Source organism: Ruegeria sp. CDSC081, assembly GCF_059610485.1.
Window position 1 is genome coordinate 322,644 of record NZ_JBXWNS010000001.1, and the last position, 14,882, is coordinate 337,525.

The 14,882-nt window shown below is 57.9% G+C and carries 15 protein-coding genes and 1 pseudogene; 8 read left to right on the forward strand and 8 right to left on the reverse strand.

The window, feature by feature from the left end; all coding sequences use genetic code 11:
• The first annotated feature begins 35 nt into the window (after nt 1–35).
• The 3 genes and pseudogenes from AC2FH9_RS01660 to argE all read left to right on the forward strand — a co-directional run bounded on the left by AC2FH9_RS01660 (nt 36) and on the right by argE (nt 1,706).
• Nucleotides 36–236 carry an aminopeptidase P family N-terminal domain-containing protein gene (locus AC2FH9_RS01660; protein ID WP_496749043.1) on the forward strand — a complete coding sequence of 67 codons (201 nt, stop codon included), beginning with the start codon at nt 36–38 and terminating at the stop codon, nt 234–236.
• A gap of 82 nt (nt 237–318) precedes the next feature.
• Nucleotides 319–552, forward strand: a pseudogene (locus AC2FH9_RS01665) (M24 family metallopeptidase); the annotation flags it as partial.
• Complete coding sequence (gene argE / locus AC2FH9_RS01670) at nt 549–1,706, forward strand: acetylornithine deacetylase (protein WP_496870539.1); 1,158 nt, start codon at nt 549–551, stop codon at nt 1,704–1,706. The pseudogene AC2FH9_RS01665 and the gene argE, both read left to right, overlap by 4 nt.
• Here argE and AC2FH9_RS01675 read toward each other — a convergent pair.
• The 6 genes from AC2FH9_RS01675 to AC2FH9_RS01700 are packed head-to-tail and all read right to left on the reverse strand — an operon-like array spanning nt 1,703 to nt 7,391.
• Nucleotides 1,703–2,569: an urea carboxylase-associated family protein gene (locus AC2FH9_RS01675; protein ID WP_496704751.1), complete on the reverse strand. Its 867-nt coding sequence runs from the start codon at nt 2,567–2,569 to the stop codon at nt 1,703–1,705. The genes argE and AC2FH9_RS01675 overlap by 4 nt on opposite strands.
• A 32-nt stretch (nt 2,570–2,601) precedes the next feature.
• Nucleotides 2,602–4,080: an aldehyde dehydrogenase gene (locus AC2FH9_RS01680; protein WP_496870541.1), complete on the reverse strand. Its 1,479-nt coding sequence runs from the start codon at nt 4,078–4,080 to the stop codon at nt 2,602–2,604.
• An 8-nt stretch (nt 4,081–4,088) separates the two neighbouring features.
• Nucleotides 4,089–5,123, reverse strand: coding sequence for an LLM class flavin-dependent oxidoreductase (locus tag AC2FH9_RS01685; RefSeq protein WP_496750519.1), 1,035 nt, complete (start codon nt 5,121–5,123; stop codon nt 4,089–4,091).
• Between the two features lie 12 nt (nt 5,124–5,135).
• On the reverse strand, nt 5,136–6,044 hold the full coding sequence (locus AC2FH9_RS01690; RefSeq protein ID WP_496870544.1) for a flavin reductase family protein: 909 nt from the start codon (nt 6,042–6,044) through the stop codon (nt 5,136–5,138).
• Nucleotides 6,041–6,820, reverse strand: coding sequence for an alpha/beta fold hydrolase (locus tag AC2FH9_RS01695; RefSeq protein WP_496870546.1), 780 nt, complete (start codon nt 6,818–6,820; stop codon nt 6,041–6,043). Before AC2FH9_RS01695 ends, AC2FH9_RS01690 begins: the two co-directional genes overlap by 4 nt.
• Complete coding sequence (locus AC2FH9_RS01700) at nt 6,792–7,391, reverse strand: amino acid synthesis family protein (protein ID WP_142634190.1); 600 nt, start codon at nt 7,389–7,391, stop codon at nt 6,792–6,794. The genes AC2FH9_RS01695 and AC2FH9_RS01700 overlap by 29 nt, the downstream gene beginning before the upstream one ends.
• Before the next feature lie 108 nt (nt 7,392–7,499).
• Here AC2FH9_RS01700 and AC2FH9_RS01705 point away from each other — a divergent pair, with 108 nt between their 5' ends.
• The 5 genes from AC2FH9_RS01705 (at nt 7,500) to AC2FH9_RS01725 (ending at nt 13,481) form a co-directional block, all read left to right on the forward strand.
• The gene (locus AC2FH9_RS01705; protein WP_496870548.1) at nt 7,500–8,348 is read left to right on the forward strand and encodes a LysR family transcriptional regulator; all 849 of its coding nucleotides are present in this window, start codon (nt 7,500–7,502) and stop codon (nt 8,346–8,348) included.
• Between the two features lie 85 nt (nt 8,349–8,433).
• Nucleotides 8,434–9,684, forward strand: coding sequence for a sarcosine oxidase subunit beta family protein (locus AC2FH9_RS01710; protein WP_496695231.1), 1,251 nt, complete (start codon nt 8,434–8,436; stop codon nt 9,682–9,684).
• 14 nt (nt 9,685–9,698) lie between these two features.
• Nucleotides 9,699–9,986 (forward strand): sarcosine oxidase subunit delta, encoded by a 288-nt coding sequence (locus AC2FH9_RS01715; protein WP_496690657.1) that lies wholly within the window; start codon nt 9,699–9,701, stop codon nt 9,984–9,986.
• On the forward strand, nt 9,983–12,928 hold the full coding sequence (locus AC2FH9_RS01720) for a sarcosine oxidase subunit alpha family protein (RefSeq protein WP_496870551.1): 2,946 nt from the start codon (nt 9,983–9,985) through the stop codon (nt 12,926–12,928). The genes AC2FH9_RS01715 and AC2FH9_RS01720 overlap by 4 nt, the downstream gene beginning before the upstream one ends.
• Nucleotides 12,921–13,481: a sarcosine oxidase subunit gamma gene (locus AC2FH9_RS01725; RefSeq protein ID WP_496870552.1), complete on the forward strand. Its 561-nt coding sequence runs from the start codon at nt 12,921–12,923 to the stop codon at nt 13,479–13,481. The genes AC2FH9_RS01720 and AC2FH9_RS01725 overlap by 8 nt, the downstream gene beginning before the upstream one ends.
• Before the next feature lie 7 nt (nt 13,482–13,488).
• Here the strand turns inward: AC2FH9_RS01725 and AC2FH9_RS01730 are convergent, their stop codons facing one another.
• Nucleotides 13,489–14,493, reverse strand: coding sequence for a GlxA family transcriptional regulator (locus AC2FH9_RS01730; protein WP_142634201.1), 1,005 nt, complete (start codon nt 14,491–14,493; stop codon nt 13,489–13,491).
• A gap of 43 nt (nt 14,494–14,536) precedes the next feature.
• The gene (locus AC2FH9_RS01735) at nt 14,537–14,785 is read right to left on the reverse strand and encodes a hypothetical protein (protein WP_496870553.1); all 249 of its coding nucleotides are present in this window, start codon (nt 14,783–14,785) and stop codon (nt 14,537–14,539) included.
• Between the last annotated feature and the right edge of the window lie 97 nt (nt 14,786–14,882).

Genomic DNA, 14,882 nt, shown 5'->3' on the forward strand with positions numbered 1-14,882 from the left:
TGTCAACACGTCTCTAATCACGACACGAGGATCCGATGAGCTATGTGAATCCGGCATTCACACGGGGGGAATTTAACCGCCAGCTGTCCAAAACACGAAAAGCCATGGCCAAGGCCGGGCTGGACGCGCTGTTCTTCGAAGCCCCTTCGAACATGACGTGGCTAACCGGATACGAGGGGTGGTCGTTCTACGTCCATCAGGGCGTTTTGGTCTTTCATGACGCAGACCCGATCTAGTGGGGACGCAATCAGGATACTAATGGGGAACGACATACAGTGTGGATGCCTGATTGTCAGATACGTCCACATTGAAAGCCGCGCGTGCTGCGGCTATCCAGTGGGTCTGAGCTATCTCCCGGACTGGGGTGAGCGCACGATATCTCTGCGTCCCGAGGATGAGACAATCCTGGAACCTGGCAAGACGTTTCACTTTATGCCTGGCCTCTGGTTGAATGACTGGGGGTTAGAGATCACCGAGTCGATCCTGATAACCGATACCGGTCCTGCCGAATGTTACTGTAACCGCCCAAGAAAGCTGTTTGTAAAGCCATGACCCTGCAAAGAACCCAAGATATCCTCGCCGATCTGATCGCGTTTGAAACGGTATCTGCAGACAGCAATCTTCAGATCATCAGCTATCTAAGGGACAGGTTGCAGGCCTTGGGTGCACGCTGCATCGAAACCCAGGATGATACTGGCACCAAGGCCAATGTATTTGCTTCCATAGGCCCAGACATTCCCGGCGGCATCCTGTTATCCGGCCACACGGACGTGGTTCCCGTCGCGGATCAGAACTGGACATCAGACCCGTTTTTGATGACCGAGAAAGATGGCAGACTTTACGGACGTGGCACCTGTGACATGAAGGGCTTCATCGCCGCCGCACTTGCACTTGCCGAAACGCTGGATGCCAGAAAACTGACCCAACCGCTGCACTTTGCCTTCACCTATGATGAAGAAACCGGATGTTTGGGCGCGCAGAACATGGTGAACGATCTTTCCGAACGAGGAATTGTGCCAGATATCGCAATAATCGGAGAGCCCACCGAAATGTGCCTGATCGAAGGGCATAAGGGGTGCTATGAATACACGACACGATTTGTCGGGCTCGAAGGACACAGCTCGGCCCCCGATGATGGGGTTAATGCGGCGGAATACGCGGCACGCTATGTAGGAAAACTTCTGGAACTGCGCCAGATATTGAAATCCCGCGCGCCAACAAACAGCCCCTTCGAGCCACCCTGGACCACTATAAACGTGGGGTTCTTCAATAGCGGCGTCGCCCATAACGTCATTGCCAGCAAAGCCGATGTCGGCTGGGAAATGCGCCCGGTTCAGGCCAGCGATGCAGATTTCGTCAAGCAAACCCTGACTGACTATGTGACGCACAGCCTGCTGCCCGAAATGCAGGCCGTCCATAGTGAAGCCAGCATCACGCAGGATATCACGGCCGAGGTTGCAGGCCTTGAGCCCATGGAAGAAAACGCCGCCCGCAAACTGGTTGCCGAGCTGACCGGGGCGAACGGAACAGGTGTTGTGTCATTCGCCACTGAAGCTGGCCTGTTTCAGCAGCTTGGCACCCACGCGATTGTCTGCGGTCCCGGCTCGATCACACAGGCCCATAAAGCAGATGAGTACGTCGAGATCGAACAGCTCGACCTATGCTGTCGGATGCTGGACCGGCTTGGGCAACGCCTGACCTCTTAACCTGCCCCATGAGTGCGATCATAAGCAGATCGCTTGGGCTGAATATGCGCGTTTCGGATGTCTTCACCGGGGTCATAGGCTTCCATAACCAATGGATAACAGGCGGCTGCGTCCGAGGAATGCTCGGACGAGCAATCGCCCCCGGGACAAGCTGAAAGGCCGACGATCAGGTCAATCTCGGCGTAGAATTCCAGATAATCACCCGGACGCACCGGGCTTGCCTTCATGAAGTATTGGCCTGTGTCCTGCGTAAATCCGGTGCACATGAAGACGTTCAACACGTCGTGGACGTGCATTTCGGCCTCATGCAGCGGCAGGCCACAATGGCTGGCCAATGCCCGTGTCAGGTTGGAATGGCAGCAATAATGGTAGTCATCGCCAGACAGCAGTCGCCCGGTATAGGGGTCACAGCGGGTCCCGATTACGTCATGCACGGATCCGCCGTATGAATCGAACCCATACCAATCCAGAGTATCCGTAACGATGGTCGCCATGGGCCGCATATTCGGAAAACTTGACCACATCCGATCCCCGGTCGACAGATGCGTGCCATGCAGCGCGCGGGTTTTGCCGGAATAGAACCGTTCGGTCAGGTCGTGCTTGTACCACATGTTCAGATCACCGACCTGCGCGCCATCGACCGACACCACCCGAATAAAGGCCCCCGCGGGCACTTCAATACAGGCCGCATCACGCGGGGCTGCTATGACTTCGGCGGTTTTCACCGCGCGCTGCCTCAGGTCAGTCAACGCAGCCAGATCAGGTTGCGGTATCGTTTCGGGCGGATAGCAAATGACTGGAGGGATCGCCCTCCGGTCATTTGCGTCTGCCGGAGGTTCAAAATTCGGATGTTTCAACTTCATGACCGCGCTCCGATATCTGTCTGACAACAGACCTAGCGCATCACAAACGGGTTCGCCATCGGCTCTTGCGAGGTGCTGATCCAGGTGGTCTTGGTCCGGGTGTAATCCAGGATCGCCTCAACCCCGGCTTCACGGCCATACCCTGATTGATTGAATCCGCCAAACGGCGCGATAGGAGAGATCGCGCGATAGGTATTAACCCAACAAATCCCCGACTTGATCCGCTTGGACACCCGATGCGCCCGCGCCAGATTCTGCGTGAACACGCCAGACCCCAACCCAAAGACCGTGCTGTTGGCTAATGCTATGGCCTCTTCTTCGGTATCGAAGGGCAGCAGAGACATAACCGGGCCAAACATCTCAACTTTCAACGTCTCGGTCTCGGGCGATATGCACTCGACCAGTGTTGGGTTCATGTAATTGCCGGGCCGATCCGCAGGTTGCCCGCCGAAATGGACCACGGCCCCCTGCTCCGCTGACTTGGCCAGGGTCTCTTCGATCTTGTTCACTTGCGCCATGGTACATAGCGGTCCGACATGGGTACCGGCATCCAGCGGGTCACCCAGAACGATTGCACCCGCCTTTTCTTTGATGCGGCCGATCAGATCTTGCAGAACGGATCGCTGCACCAGCCCGCGCGTGCCCGCAACGCAACTTTGCCCCGACGCGCCAAAGTTTCCGGCGATCAGGCCATTTGCGGCCCCATCCAGATCCGCGTCTTCAAAAACAAGTATCGGCGACTTGCCACCAAGCTCCAGCGAAGTGACGGCGAAGTTTTCGGCGGAATTCCTGACCACATGGCGCGCTGTCTCGGGGCCACCGGTAAAGGCGATGCGATCCAGATCGGGATGGCGGGTCAGTGGAATTGCACAGTTTTCCGCATCCCCGGTGATGACCGAGACAACGCCCGCGGGGAATCCTACCTGTTCAATCAAACGCGCGAACTCCAGCATCGGGGCCGGCGCGATTTCGGATGCCTTCAGCACGACGGTACACCCAGCCGCAAGCGCCGGGCCCAACTTGGTCGCCGTCAGGAACATTTGTGCATTCCAGGGCACAATAGCCGCGACAACACCAATGGGATCGCGCGTGGTAAACACATGCATATCCGGCTTGTCGATGGGCAGAACCGTCCCTTCAACCTTATCCGCAAGCCCTGCGAAATAGCGGTAGTAGTCCGCGACATACCCAGTTTGCGCCGAGGTTTCTGCCAGCAGTTTACCGCTGTCTGTTGTCTCAAATTCTCCAAGCCGTGCAGCGTTTTCGGCAACTAGGTCGGCCAGGCGATAAAGAAGCTTGCCGCGCGCGGTGGCCGTCATGTCGCGCCATTGCGGATCATCAAGCGCACGTTTGGCGGCGGCGACTGCCCTGTCGACATCCTCAGGTGCCGCACAGGAAAACGTAGCCCACCCCTGCCCAGTTGCGGGATTTGCAGATGTCATAACCTGAGACGTCGCCCCCTCAGACCAGGCGCCATCAATGAAAAGCTGAAAATGCAGTAGATTTCCCATAGTGTTCCTCACTGAAAGGCTGGCATGACATCGTCGATGAACCGCGCCAAAGAGGCACGTTTTCGCTCGTTCGTCATCCCGCTGTCGACCCAGAACGAAAACTCATCATAGCCCAAATCTTCATAACGTTTGATCCGGTCAATAACCTGCTGCGCTGTACCAACCGTCAGGTCGCGCGCCAGCTTATCACTTGTGTACATCTGGTTTGCATCCATCTCGTCCTGGGTGATCCGTTGGATCAAACCCTGTGCGACCGGGCGTTTATTCATGAACCAGGCACCGAAATAGTTGTAATACCGGCGCAATTCCTGAACGCCTTGCGCAACATCGTCTGCGTCTTTGCCGACATATGTGTGATGCAACAGCATGATTTTAGGGCGCGGTCCGGTATGGCTGTCGCAGGCTGCATTGAAGCGGTCCATCAGCGTTTCAATCTCTTCCATGCCCTGCCACAGGGGAGTGACCTGGATGTTAAACCCGTTGTGGACACCGAATTCATGACTATTGGGGTCCCGCGCCGCGATCCAGATCGGCGGACCGTTTTTCTGAAACGGTTTCGGCGCAGATGTGGTCGCCGGAAAGGAATAAAACTCACCCTCATGCGCGCAATCGCCCTGCCAGATTTGCGGAAGCAGAGGGGTGGTTTCGCGCATCCGCTGGCCCGCCTCCCAGGCATCCATCCCCGGCATCAGGCGCTCATACTCGTACGAATATGCGCCGCGTGCGATCCCCAGTTCGATCCGGCCTTTGGTAATCTGATCTGCCGCGGCGGCCTCTCCGGCCAATTTGATCGGATGCCAGAACGGGGCGACTACCGTACCCGTCCCCAGCCGTACATTCCGGGTGTGATGAGCCAGATCGACTAGCGAGATAAAGGGGTTGGGCGCGATGGTGAACTCCATCCCGTGATGCTCACCCGTCCAGACGGCGCGCATCCCGCCCTCGTCCGCCATTTTCACAAGGCTGACGAATTCGTCATACAGAACGTCATGCGGCTGATCTGGCGACAAACGTTCCATATGGGCAAACAGGGAAAATTCCATTGACCTGCTCCTTTATCGTAAGCTGTGAATGTCGCCTTGCGAGGCGTCACCTAGGTAGAGAGAGAAATCCCCCTCTTTGGCTTCCATCGCATAGCGGGTCATCATGTGGCGGACACCGCCGGACACGTATTTCAGGTTCGGAAGGTCATCCGTTCTGATCCATTCGGCGCCCTCAAGCGGCGTTGGTCGGGAACAGCTGGCCAGAAAATAGGTGTAATGCTGCTTTGTTTCCGCATCGTCGAATGAGGAATAGACCTGTTCGACCTGCACCTTCAGCCCGCGTTCGGACAGGCCCTGGGTCAACCGGTTTCGCTGCCCACCCCGCTCGACCCCGGCGATTTGAACGGGACGATAGGCACCGTTGCTCTGCTCCAGCAAAACACTGTCATCTTTGCGGATGATCGCGCCGCATATCGTCGGTACCATGGCGTCGATTTCACGTTCGAGCCCCAGGCTGAAATACGACCCTCCGACATATCCAAGACCCTGCCCGACCGAGTGCGAGAACTCTGCCACTTCACCGATCAATAAGGTATGATCACCGGCGGGAAGGACCTGATGGGTCTCGCAGCAAAACTGCGCCAGCGCACCGTCGATCAGGGGCAGATCATAAAGACCATTGCTGTGCGCGACCTTTGCAAACCGGTCCCCTTTATACCCAGCGAAAGTATTCGATATCTCTTGCTGTCCATCTGCAAGCACATTCACCGCAAACCGGGTGCAGTTGGCGAAAATATCGTGGCTGGACAGAAACTTCCCCGGACACACCAGCAGCAATGGCGGGTCAAGCGATACGGACGAAAACGAGTTTGCGGTGAACCCAACTGGCGCGCCCTGCGGATCCCGTGCCGTCACCACTGTCACCCCGGTCATAAAGCTGCCAAAGGCGTCACGCAAAGCTCGGGGGTCCATACTTGTCATGGCTGGCACCCCCCCACAAATTCCAACAGCTGTGCGTTTACTTCGGCGGGATGAGTCATCGGCAACATATGTGCGGCACCTGCGATGATTGACGCTTGTCCCGAGGGAACCAAACGCGCCATGTCCCGAGACATTTCAGGCGTCGAATTCGGCTCATCCGCGCCGGTCATGAACAAGGCGGGACAAGCGATACGGGCCAGTTCATCATCGGAAGGACCGTCCGTTTGGGCAAAAGCGGTATACGCGGATTTGTAGGCCGCCGGATCAACCTCAGTTAGCCAGCGCCTGCAGGCCTGTCGCTCGGCGGACGAGGCTTCGCCAAACCAACGTTGCAACGTGACCGTGGGATCATTTGGCCCCGATACCTCCAAGGCCGAGGCACGTGCGACGACGGCCTTGTGCGCGGCAACCGGACGCCGATGGATCGCATTCAATGCCGCAACGCCAAGAACGCTATCTGGCACATCCGCCGCCAGTCGGAGCGCTATCAGGGCGCCCATTGAATGGCCGATCAAGACAGCGGGCTCTGTCAGCACGGACGCCGTGCGGTGCACGTAGGCCTCCAAGCCAGTCGGATGATCAAAGCTCGACTGACCATGTCCTGGCATATCCGGGCACAAGACACGATACCCCGCCGCGACCAGGGCGTCGATCTGCGCGCCCCACGCCTCGGCCCGCAGGCCAACCCCGTGCAGCAGAATAACCAGCGGCCCTTGGCCCTGATCAATCACCGCCAGGGTGCTGAGTTCAGACCGAGGCCGGGTTGTCCACGTCATGGCCCAAATCCTTGAGGTCCTGATAACGGTCGCCGATCCGATGATGGGGACGGCCCGAGGTTGCGCCACCCAGCACGACCACAATTTCATCCGCGCGCGGTGCGTCGGGGATTGCAAACTGCAGCGTCAGATAATGCGATCTACGCCCGGCATCATTCTTGTCCATCATGGGCACCATGATCGGAGTGTTCGCCGGACCGCGGGTATTGGTGAAGGACAGATAGGACTTGGCCCCAACCGCTTGACGATAGTAATTCCCGAAATGCAGCGTGTGGATCAGGCCCGAGGCATGTTCGACCTCGCCATCCAGCCCAACGACCGCCGCTTTGCCATAGGCTTCGATCACCTCGCCGCCGCCTGCAAGCGTGACCATCCGGTCAGTCAACATTTGCCCCAGCACAGGTCCATAGGCCAGAATTTCCGGCCTCAGATCCTCGACATACCGGCCAGCCCAGGGGTTCGACACAACCGCCGCTACGGCAAACATGCGCCACGGGCGTTCCGCTGCCCGAAATCCTTCAACCAGAACCTCTTCGTCGAAAGTCACTATTTTTCTGATATTTGGCTGCACTGCCGTCTCCCCAAATCTGCTTGAGGAAATATCACCGTTAGAAACATCTTTTGACAAACGAAAGAACTTGAGCCTTAGGTATTAATAGCACTAATAGGTCAGTTACCGATGGCAAAAACACTCCCTCCTCTAACGTGGTTTCGGTCGTTCGAAGCGGCCGCACGGCGGCTCAGTTCGACTGCGGCGGCAGATGAAATCGGGTTGACGCAATCCGCAGTCAGCCAACAAATCAAAGCCTTGGAAACCCGTCTGGGCGTCGTTCTGTTCCACCGCCACGCGCGCGGTCTTTCTTTGACGGATGAAGGGCGGAAGCTGCTGCCACAGGTCGAGGCAGCCTTGGATATGCTGCACTCCGCAGCCTCACCCTATTTGGCCGAAGAAAAAGCTCGCCATATCACGGTGGCTGCCTCTATCAGCATCATCGAATGGGTCATCTCGCCGGCATTACCCGAATTTCAGGCCCAGCACCCGGAAACCTCACTCCGATTTGTCAGCACGATCTGGCCTGACGAATACGCAGCATCGCGCGCCGATATTGAGGTACGCTTTGGTTCAGAAAAACAAGTCGGGAAAAATGCGAAACCGTTGAATCCCAATCGCCTTGTCCCGGTGGTGTCGCCGAATCTAAGCGGCAATTGGTTTGAACTGCCCCTGATCGAATCCGTTGGAACATCGGACAGTTGGGCGTCATGGGGTGAAATCACCGGCCAGAAACTGCGCAAGCCATCATATTTTGTGGATTCCTATGGCCTCGCCCTGCAACTTGCTGTTTCAGGCAGCGGTGTTGCGCTGGTGAATTCTATCATCGCAGAGCAAGCCCTGAAATCAGGCAAAGTCCGCCTTGCCAGCAAAGATTCCGCACCCGCCAGTGAGGGCTATTTTTTATCCGTCCTTCGCAACTCAGCCGAGGTATCGGATTTCACCGATTGGTTTTCCGGCCTTATTTCTTGTGCCTGAGGGTCTGATTCAGACACACCCATGTCGCATATGGGGATATCGCCGCGCCCGAAAATAATGAAGTTTGGAAGAAAAGGTCCGATTCATGAGATATTCCGGCTTTCGAGTTATCAAAGAGGCGCTAACCGGCCACAAAGGGTGGAAACCGGTTTGGCGTGAACCTGAACCTAAGGCCCATTACGACATCATCGTAATCGGTGGCGGCGGGCATGGTCTGGCAACCGCGCATTACCTTTCCAAAATCTACGGCCAACGAAATGTTGCCGTAATCGAGAAAGGCTGGATCGGTGGCGGAAATGTGGGCCGAAACACCACGATCATTCGCTCGAACTACCTGCTGGATGGGAATGAGCCGTTCTATGAGTTCTCGCTGAAGCTGTGGGAAGGGCTCGAGCAGGACCTGAACTATAACGCAATGGTCAGTCAGCGCGGTATCGTCAATCTGTTCCATACAGACGGACAGCGTGACGCCTATACGCGACGTGGCAATGCGATGATCCTGAACGGGGCCGATGCCGAATTGCTGGACGCAGATCAGGTGCGGCGCGAACACCCTTATCTGAATTTCGACGACGCTCGCTTTCCGATCAAGGGCGGCCTTGTTCAACGGCGCGGCGGTACCGTGCGCCATGATGCAGTGGCCTGGGGCTATGCCCGGTCAGCCGACCTGCATGGCGTCGATATTATCCAGAACTGTGAAGTTACCGGGCTGCGGATCGAAGATGGCAAATGTCTTGGGGTCGAAACAACCAAAGGCTTTATCGGCGCCTCCAAAGTCGGATGCGCCGTTGCGGGCAGTTCGGGGCGCGTTATGGGGATGGCCGGACTGCGCCTGCCTATCGAAAGCCACGTTCTACAAGCCTTTGTATCTGAGGGGCTAAAGCCTGTCCTGCCCAGTGTCATCACCTATGGCGCGGGGCATTTTTATGTCAGTCAGTCTGACAAGGGCGGACTGGTGTTCGGTGGCGATCTTGACGGCTATAACACCTATGCCCAACGCGGCAACTTGCCCGTGGTCGAGGATGTTTGCGAAGGTGGCATGGCATTGATGCCGATGATCGGACGCGCCCGGTTGCTGCGGATGTGGGGCGGCGTGATGGATATGTCGATGGATGGCTCACCGATCATTGACCAAACGCCGGTCGAGGGCCTCTATTTCAACGGGGGCTGGTGCTATGGCGGGTTCAAGGCAACTCCGGCTTCGGGCTATTGCTTTGCACATCTGCTTGCGAAGGACGAACCGCACCCTGTCGCAACGGCCTATCGGTTGGACCGGTTCCGCACCGGCCGGATGATCGACGAAAAAGGCGCGGGCAATCAGCCCAACCTGCATTAAAGGGGACACCAGACATGATAATCAACCACCCCCTTCTTGGGCCTCGCGATGCATCGGAATTCACCTATCTGGGCGACGCCGCGCTGATTGACCGCCCCGATTGGCAGGCGGAAAATGCCGCCGAGGTCTTTCACGACTATGCCTATCTGCGTGACAACCCGGCAGGCGAGCACCGTGAACTTTGGTACCATGAAACAGGTGACCGATCCTGGCTGGTCGTCACGCGCAACACGCTGACCCACGAGATTTCAAAGGTGGAACTGGCCCGCGATGTGGCCCGCGAACGGGGGCGCTCCAAATGACGCAGGTGAACCGGCTGAATGGCGGACAGATTGACCGCAACACCACGCTGAACTTCCGCTTTGACGGGCGCAGCTATACCGCCCATCCCGGCGACACTTTGGCATCTGCCCTGCTGGCCAATGATGTGCGTCTGATCGGGCGGTCTTTCAAATACCACCGTCCGCGCGGATTGCTGACCGCAGGATCCGAAGAGCCGAACGGCCTAGTCGAACTGCGCTCGGGCCCCCGCAAAGAGCCCAATACCCGCGCAACAACCATCGAGATGTTCGAGGGGCTTGAGGCGCGATCACAGAACCGCTGGCCCAGCCTGAAATTCGACGCGCTGGCCGTGAATGACATGTTTTCCAACTTCCTGTCTGCGGGTTTCTACTACAAGACTTTCATGTGGCCTGCAGCCTTCTGGGAAAAGCTGTACGAGCCTACAATCCGTCGCGCAGCCGGGCTTGGATCGCTTTCGATGCAAGAGGACCCGGACGAATACGACAAGGGTTTTCGCCATTGCGATCTGCTGATCATTGGTGCCGGACCAGCCGGTCTTATGGCGGCATTGACCGCGGGTCGTGCGGGCTCGGATGTAATTCTGGCGGATGAGGATTTCGCCCTGGGCGGTCGCCTGAACAGCGAAACACTCACCATAGACGATGCTGCGGCGTCTGACTGGGCGGCGCAGGCTGTGGCCGAGCTGTCCGCGCTTCCCAATGTGCGCCTGATGCCGCGCACCACAGTGATTGGCGCGTTTGACCACGGCATCTATGGCGCGGTCGAGCGTACGGGCGATCACCTGCCCAGCCTGCCCGCAGGCAAACCCCGGCAAGTCCTGTGGCGCATCTATACCCAAAAGGCGCTGCTGTGCGCAGGCGCGACCGAGCGGCCAATCGCATTCGAGAACAATGATCGCCCCGGCATCATGACAGCCAGCGCCCTGCGGACCTATGCCAACCGGTTTGGAGCAGCGGTATCGCAGCGCGTCGCGGTCTTTACCAACAACGATGACGGTCACCGCACCGCAGCTGATCTGCACGCCAAAGGTGTGAAAATCACCGCGGTGATCGATGTACGCAAGGACGCGCCAATCAGCCACGAATACGAAGTTCTACAGGGCGCTCAGGTCACAAATACCAAGGGCCGTCTGGGGCTGAGTTTTGTCGAAGTCGCCCTGCCCGATGGCTCAACCCGGACATTGGAATGTGGTGCCTTGGGCGTTTCTGGTGGGTGGAACCCGAATGTCCACATGACCTGTCATCAGCGGGGCCGCCCCACCTGGGATGAGACGCTGGCCGCCTTTGTTCCCGGCGCGGACCTGCCGGTGGGCATGTCCGTTGCCGGCGCGGCAAACGGCGATATGTCGACCCACGGCGCGCTGCGCTCTGGCGCCGAGGCCGCAATCGCCGCTTTGGACCTTACCAGTGCCAAACCCGATCTGCCCGAGGCCGAGGACGCGCCCATCGCGCAGACACCATTCTGGTACGTCCAGGGCTGCAAACGCGCCTGGCTTGACCAACAGAACGATGTGACGGTCAAGGATGTCCGTCTCAGCTATCAGGAGGGCTTCCGTTCGGTCGAGCATCTGAAACGCTATACCACGCTGGGCATGGCCACGGACCAGGGCAAGACCTCGAATATCGGCGGGCTGGCGATCATGGCCGAGCTGGCCGGTAAGTCGATCCCCGAGACCGGTACCACCATCTTCCGCCCGCCCTATACCCCCGTCCCGATTGCTACTTTCGCAGGCCGGATGAAGGGCAAAGAGTTCCACCCTACGCGCCTGACGCCCTCACATCACTGGGCCGAAGAACGCGGCGCGGTGTTTGTCGAGGTTGGAAACTGGCTTCGTGCGCAGTGGTTCCCCCTGCCCGGCGAGACCCATTGGCGCGAGAGCGTGGACCGTGAAGTGCGCCAGACCCGCGCCTCGGTCGGGGTGTGCGATTGTACGACTTTGGGCAAAATCGACGTCCAGGGCACCGATGCGGCAGCGTTCCTGAACCGCGTCTATGCCAATGCTTTCGCCAAGCTGGCAGTCGGCAAAACCCGCTATGGCCTGATGCTGCGCGAAGATGGCATGGCGATGGATGATGGCACAGCGGCAAGGCTGGCCGAGGATCATTTCGTCGTCACTACCACGACCGCAAATGCCGTAGTCGTCTATCGCCACATGGAATTCGTGCGCCAGTGCCTGTGCCCGGACATGGATGTGCAGCTGATATCCACCACTGAAGGATGGGCGCAATATGCCGTTGCCGGGCCCAATTCCCGTAAGCTGCTGCGAAAAATCATCGACCCGGAATTCGACATCTCGAATGAGGCCTTTCCCTTTATGGCCTGTGGAACCATCACCGTGTGCGGCGGCCTTCGGGCGCGGCTGTTCCGGATTTCCTTTTCAGGCGAGCTGGCATTCGAAATCGCGGTTCCCTCTCGCTATGGCGACGCATTGATGCGCAGGCTGATGACCGAGGGCGAAGAGTTCGACGTTGTCCCCTATGGCACCGAAGCACTGGGCGTCATGCGGGTCGAAAAAGGCCATGCTGCAGGCAGCGAGTTGAACGGCACCACAACCGCCCTGAACCTGGGAATGGGCCGCATGGTGTCCAAAAAGAAGGACAGCATCGGATCAACCCTGTCGGAACGCGAGGCACTGATCCAACCGGACGCGCTGATGCTGGTGGGGATCAAACCGTTGGAGCCTGAAAACAAGGTAACCGCCGGTGGCCACCTGATGAACACTGACGGCCCGGTCGATGCAGCCCATGATCAGGGCTATGTCACCTCAGCCGTCTACTCACCCATTCTGAACAGTAGCATTGGGCTGGGACTGTTGAAAAACGGCGGCGACAGGCTGGGCGAAAAAATGCGCCTTGTCTCTCCGCTGACGGACCTGACGGTCGAGGTGGAAATTGTCTCGGCCCATTTCGTTGACCCGGAAGGAGAACGTCTGCGTGGATAATCTGGTTGCGATAACCGCCCTCGGCGCGGCTGACCCTCGGGTAAACACGGTTGGGCCTGTCACCTGTTCCGAGATACCGGACGTGGCGTTGGCATCAGTCGCGGCGCGGCTCGGTCAGGAAACAGCGGCCAAAGCCGCATTAAAGAAATTAATTGGCGCTGAGGCACCAAAGGTCCAGAGGTTTGAAGGAACCGCAATCACCGCCTTTTGGGCGGGGCCAGGGCAATGGATGGTTGAAGCACCGCATGACACGCACGAGGACCTTGCTACGCAAGTAAAATCTGCCATTGGGTCTGCGGCCTCTGTCACTGAACAGACCGATGCCTGGGTGCGTTTCGACCTGGCTGGTGCGAACATTCAAGCAGTGCTGGAGCTTTTGTGCCAGTTGGATCTGCGCATATTGACTATGGGAACGGCGGCGCGCAGCTCGATCCACCATATTGGCTGTTTCGTGCTGTGTCGTAGTTCGGATCACTACAGCCTGTACGGTCCGCGCTCGTCCGCCAAATCTCTGCACCATGCGATCCTGACGGCGATGCGATCGGCGCTTTAGTCAGCGCCTAGACCGAGGGCAAAGGGGCGTTATCCTCAACCCGGAAACGGTTGATGCGGCGCCTGTCCTCGCTGGGGCTCAGGCCAAAAGCCGACCGGTAATGTGTCACCAAGGGCGCAACAGATCCATAGCCGACAGCGGCCGCGATCTGGGAAATGGGGTCTTTGGTATAAACCACCATCTGACGCGCCGCCTTCATCCGCATTGCGCGGTAATAATGGCTGGGGCTGTGTCCGGTTGCCTGTTTGAATGCCCGCTCGATCTGACGGGGCGTGACGCCCATTTGTTTCGCAACTTCGGCAATCGAGATCGCTTGACCTATATTGGCGGCAAACATTTCAACGCTGCGTGAAACAAGCGGTGGAAGGCGGTCTCCCGTTCTTGGCGCTGTCGCATTGGGCACCTGCTGACGCACTGCCGCACCGCGCATCATCGGATGTTGAAACCAGCACGCAACCTCATGCGCAATGTCACCGCCCAAGCGATCGTGAACCAAATGCAGTGCCAGGTCGAACCCTGCCGCTGCACCGGCGGCGGTATAGCGCGTCACGGTGCGCACGATCACTTCGCTCCGGGCGTCCATATCGGGAAACTCGGCCTCAAATGCCGCCTCATAGCACCAATGGACCGAGACCGGCTGACCTGCCATTGCACCGGATCGCACAAGAGGGAATACGCCACCGCTGATCCCGCCCAGAACTGTTCCGTGCCTCCCAAGACCACGCAGCAAGGCATTGCCGCTAACAGCGTTGTCAAAGACCGAAGACGGGCTGCTGAGCAGGAATAGAATGTCGATATTCCTGCAATCCGCCAACGCGCGATCTGCTTCGAACCCAACCCCTGCGCTTGACTGAACCTTTTGACCACGTTCAGAAACCAGCGACCATCTAAACGCTTGATGACCTGCGATTTCATTGGCCGCCCGCAGGGGTTCGATCACCGATGTCAAACAAGCCATCGGAAAGCCATCAAACAGCAGAAAGCCGATATCGATTCTGTCCTGATCCGTCATAGATCCGTCCTAACAAGTTCCTGGCGGCAACCCTACACCAAGTTTATGCCCAACGGATCAGTCCAATAATGGCAGAGGTCGCATAGAACGCCTGCAACAGCAAAAACGTCCAGCGCCGATCAATCAATGCCCATGCGGCAAACAGCGCCGAGGACACCAACAGTAGGGAGAATCCAAGAATCTCAGCGCCAATATTCGAAGCAATCAGCAAGGCATAAGCCATTGCCAGAACCGATCCGGTGATCTCAAACAGTGTTGTCAGGCGGCGGTTAGCTGTTCTTTCTTCCGTCATCAATTACACTTACCTTTGCCGAAAGAAGAAGACAGCGTCAGCGGACCAGATTTGCATGCCGACTGATGTTCGAAGTCTGTGATATCCTCCGGGTACA

Coding starts and splice junctions, on each gene's coding strand:
- AC2FH9_RS01660 (WP_496749043.1), top strand. CDS start 36: ATGAGCTATGTGAATCCGGCATTCACACGGGGGGAATTTAACCGCCAG.
- argE (WP_496870539.1), top strand. CDS start 549: ATGACCCTGCAAAGAACCCAAGATATCCTCGCCGATCTGATCGCGTTT.
- AC2FH9_RS01675 (WP_496704751.1), bottom strand. CDS start 2,569: ATGAAGTTGAAACATCCGAATTTTGAACCTCCGGCAGACGCAAATGAC.
- AC2FH9_RS01680 (WP_496870541.1), bottom strand. CDS start 4,080: ATGGGAAATCTACTGCATTTTCAGCTTTTCATTGATGGCGCCTGGTCT.
- AC2FH9_RS01685 (WP_496750519.1), bottom strand. CDS start 5,123: ATGGAATTTTCCCTGTTTGCCCATATGGAACGTTTGTCGCCAGATCAG.
- AC2FH9_RS01690 (WP_496870544.1), bottom strand. CDS start 6,044: ATGACAAGTATGGACCCCCGAGCTTTGCGTGACGCCTTTGGCAGCTTT.
- AC2FH9_RS01695 (WP_496870546.1), bottom strand. CDS start 6,820: ATGACGTGGACAACCCGGCCTCGGTCTGAACTCAGCACCCTGGCGGTG.
- AC2FH9_RS01705 (WP_496870548.1), top strand. CDS start 7,500: ATGGCAAAAACACTCCCTCCTCTAACGTGGTTTCGGTCGTTCGAAGCG.
- AC2FH9_RS01710 (WP_496695231.1), top strand. CDS start 8,434: ATGAGATATTCCGGCTTTCGAGTTATCAAAGAGGCGCTAACCGGCCAC.
- AC2FH9_RS01715 (WP_496690657.1), top strand. CDS start 9,699: ATGATAATCAACCACCCCCTTCTTGGGCCTCGCGATGCATCGGAATTC.
- AC2FH9_RS01720 (WP_496870551.1), top strand. CDS start 9,983: ATGACGCAGGTGAACCGGCTGAATGGCGGACAGATTGACCGCAACACC.
- AC2FH9_RS01730 (WP_142634201.1), bottom strand. CDS start 14,493: ATGACGGATCAGGACAGAATCGATATCGGCTTTCTGCTGTTTGATGGC.
- AC2FH9_RS01735 (WP_496870553.1), bottom strand. CDS start 14,785: ATGACGGAAGAAAGAACAGCTAACCGCCGCCTGACAACACTGTTTGAG.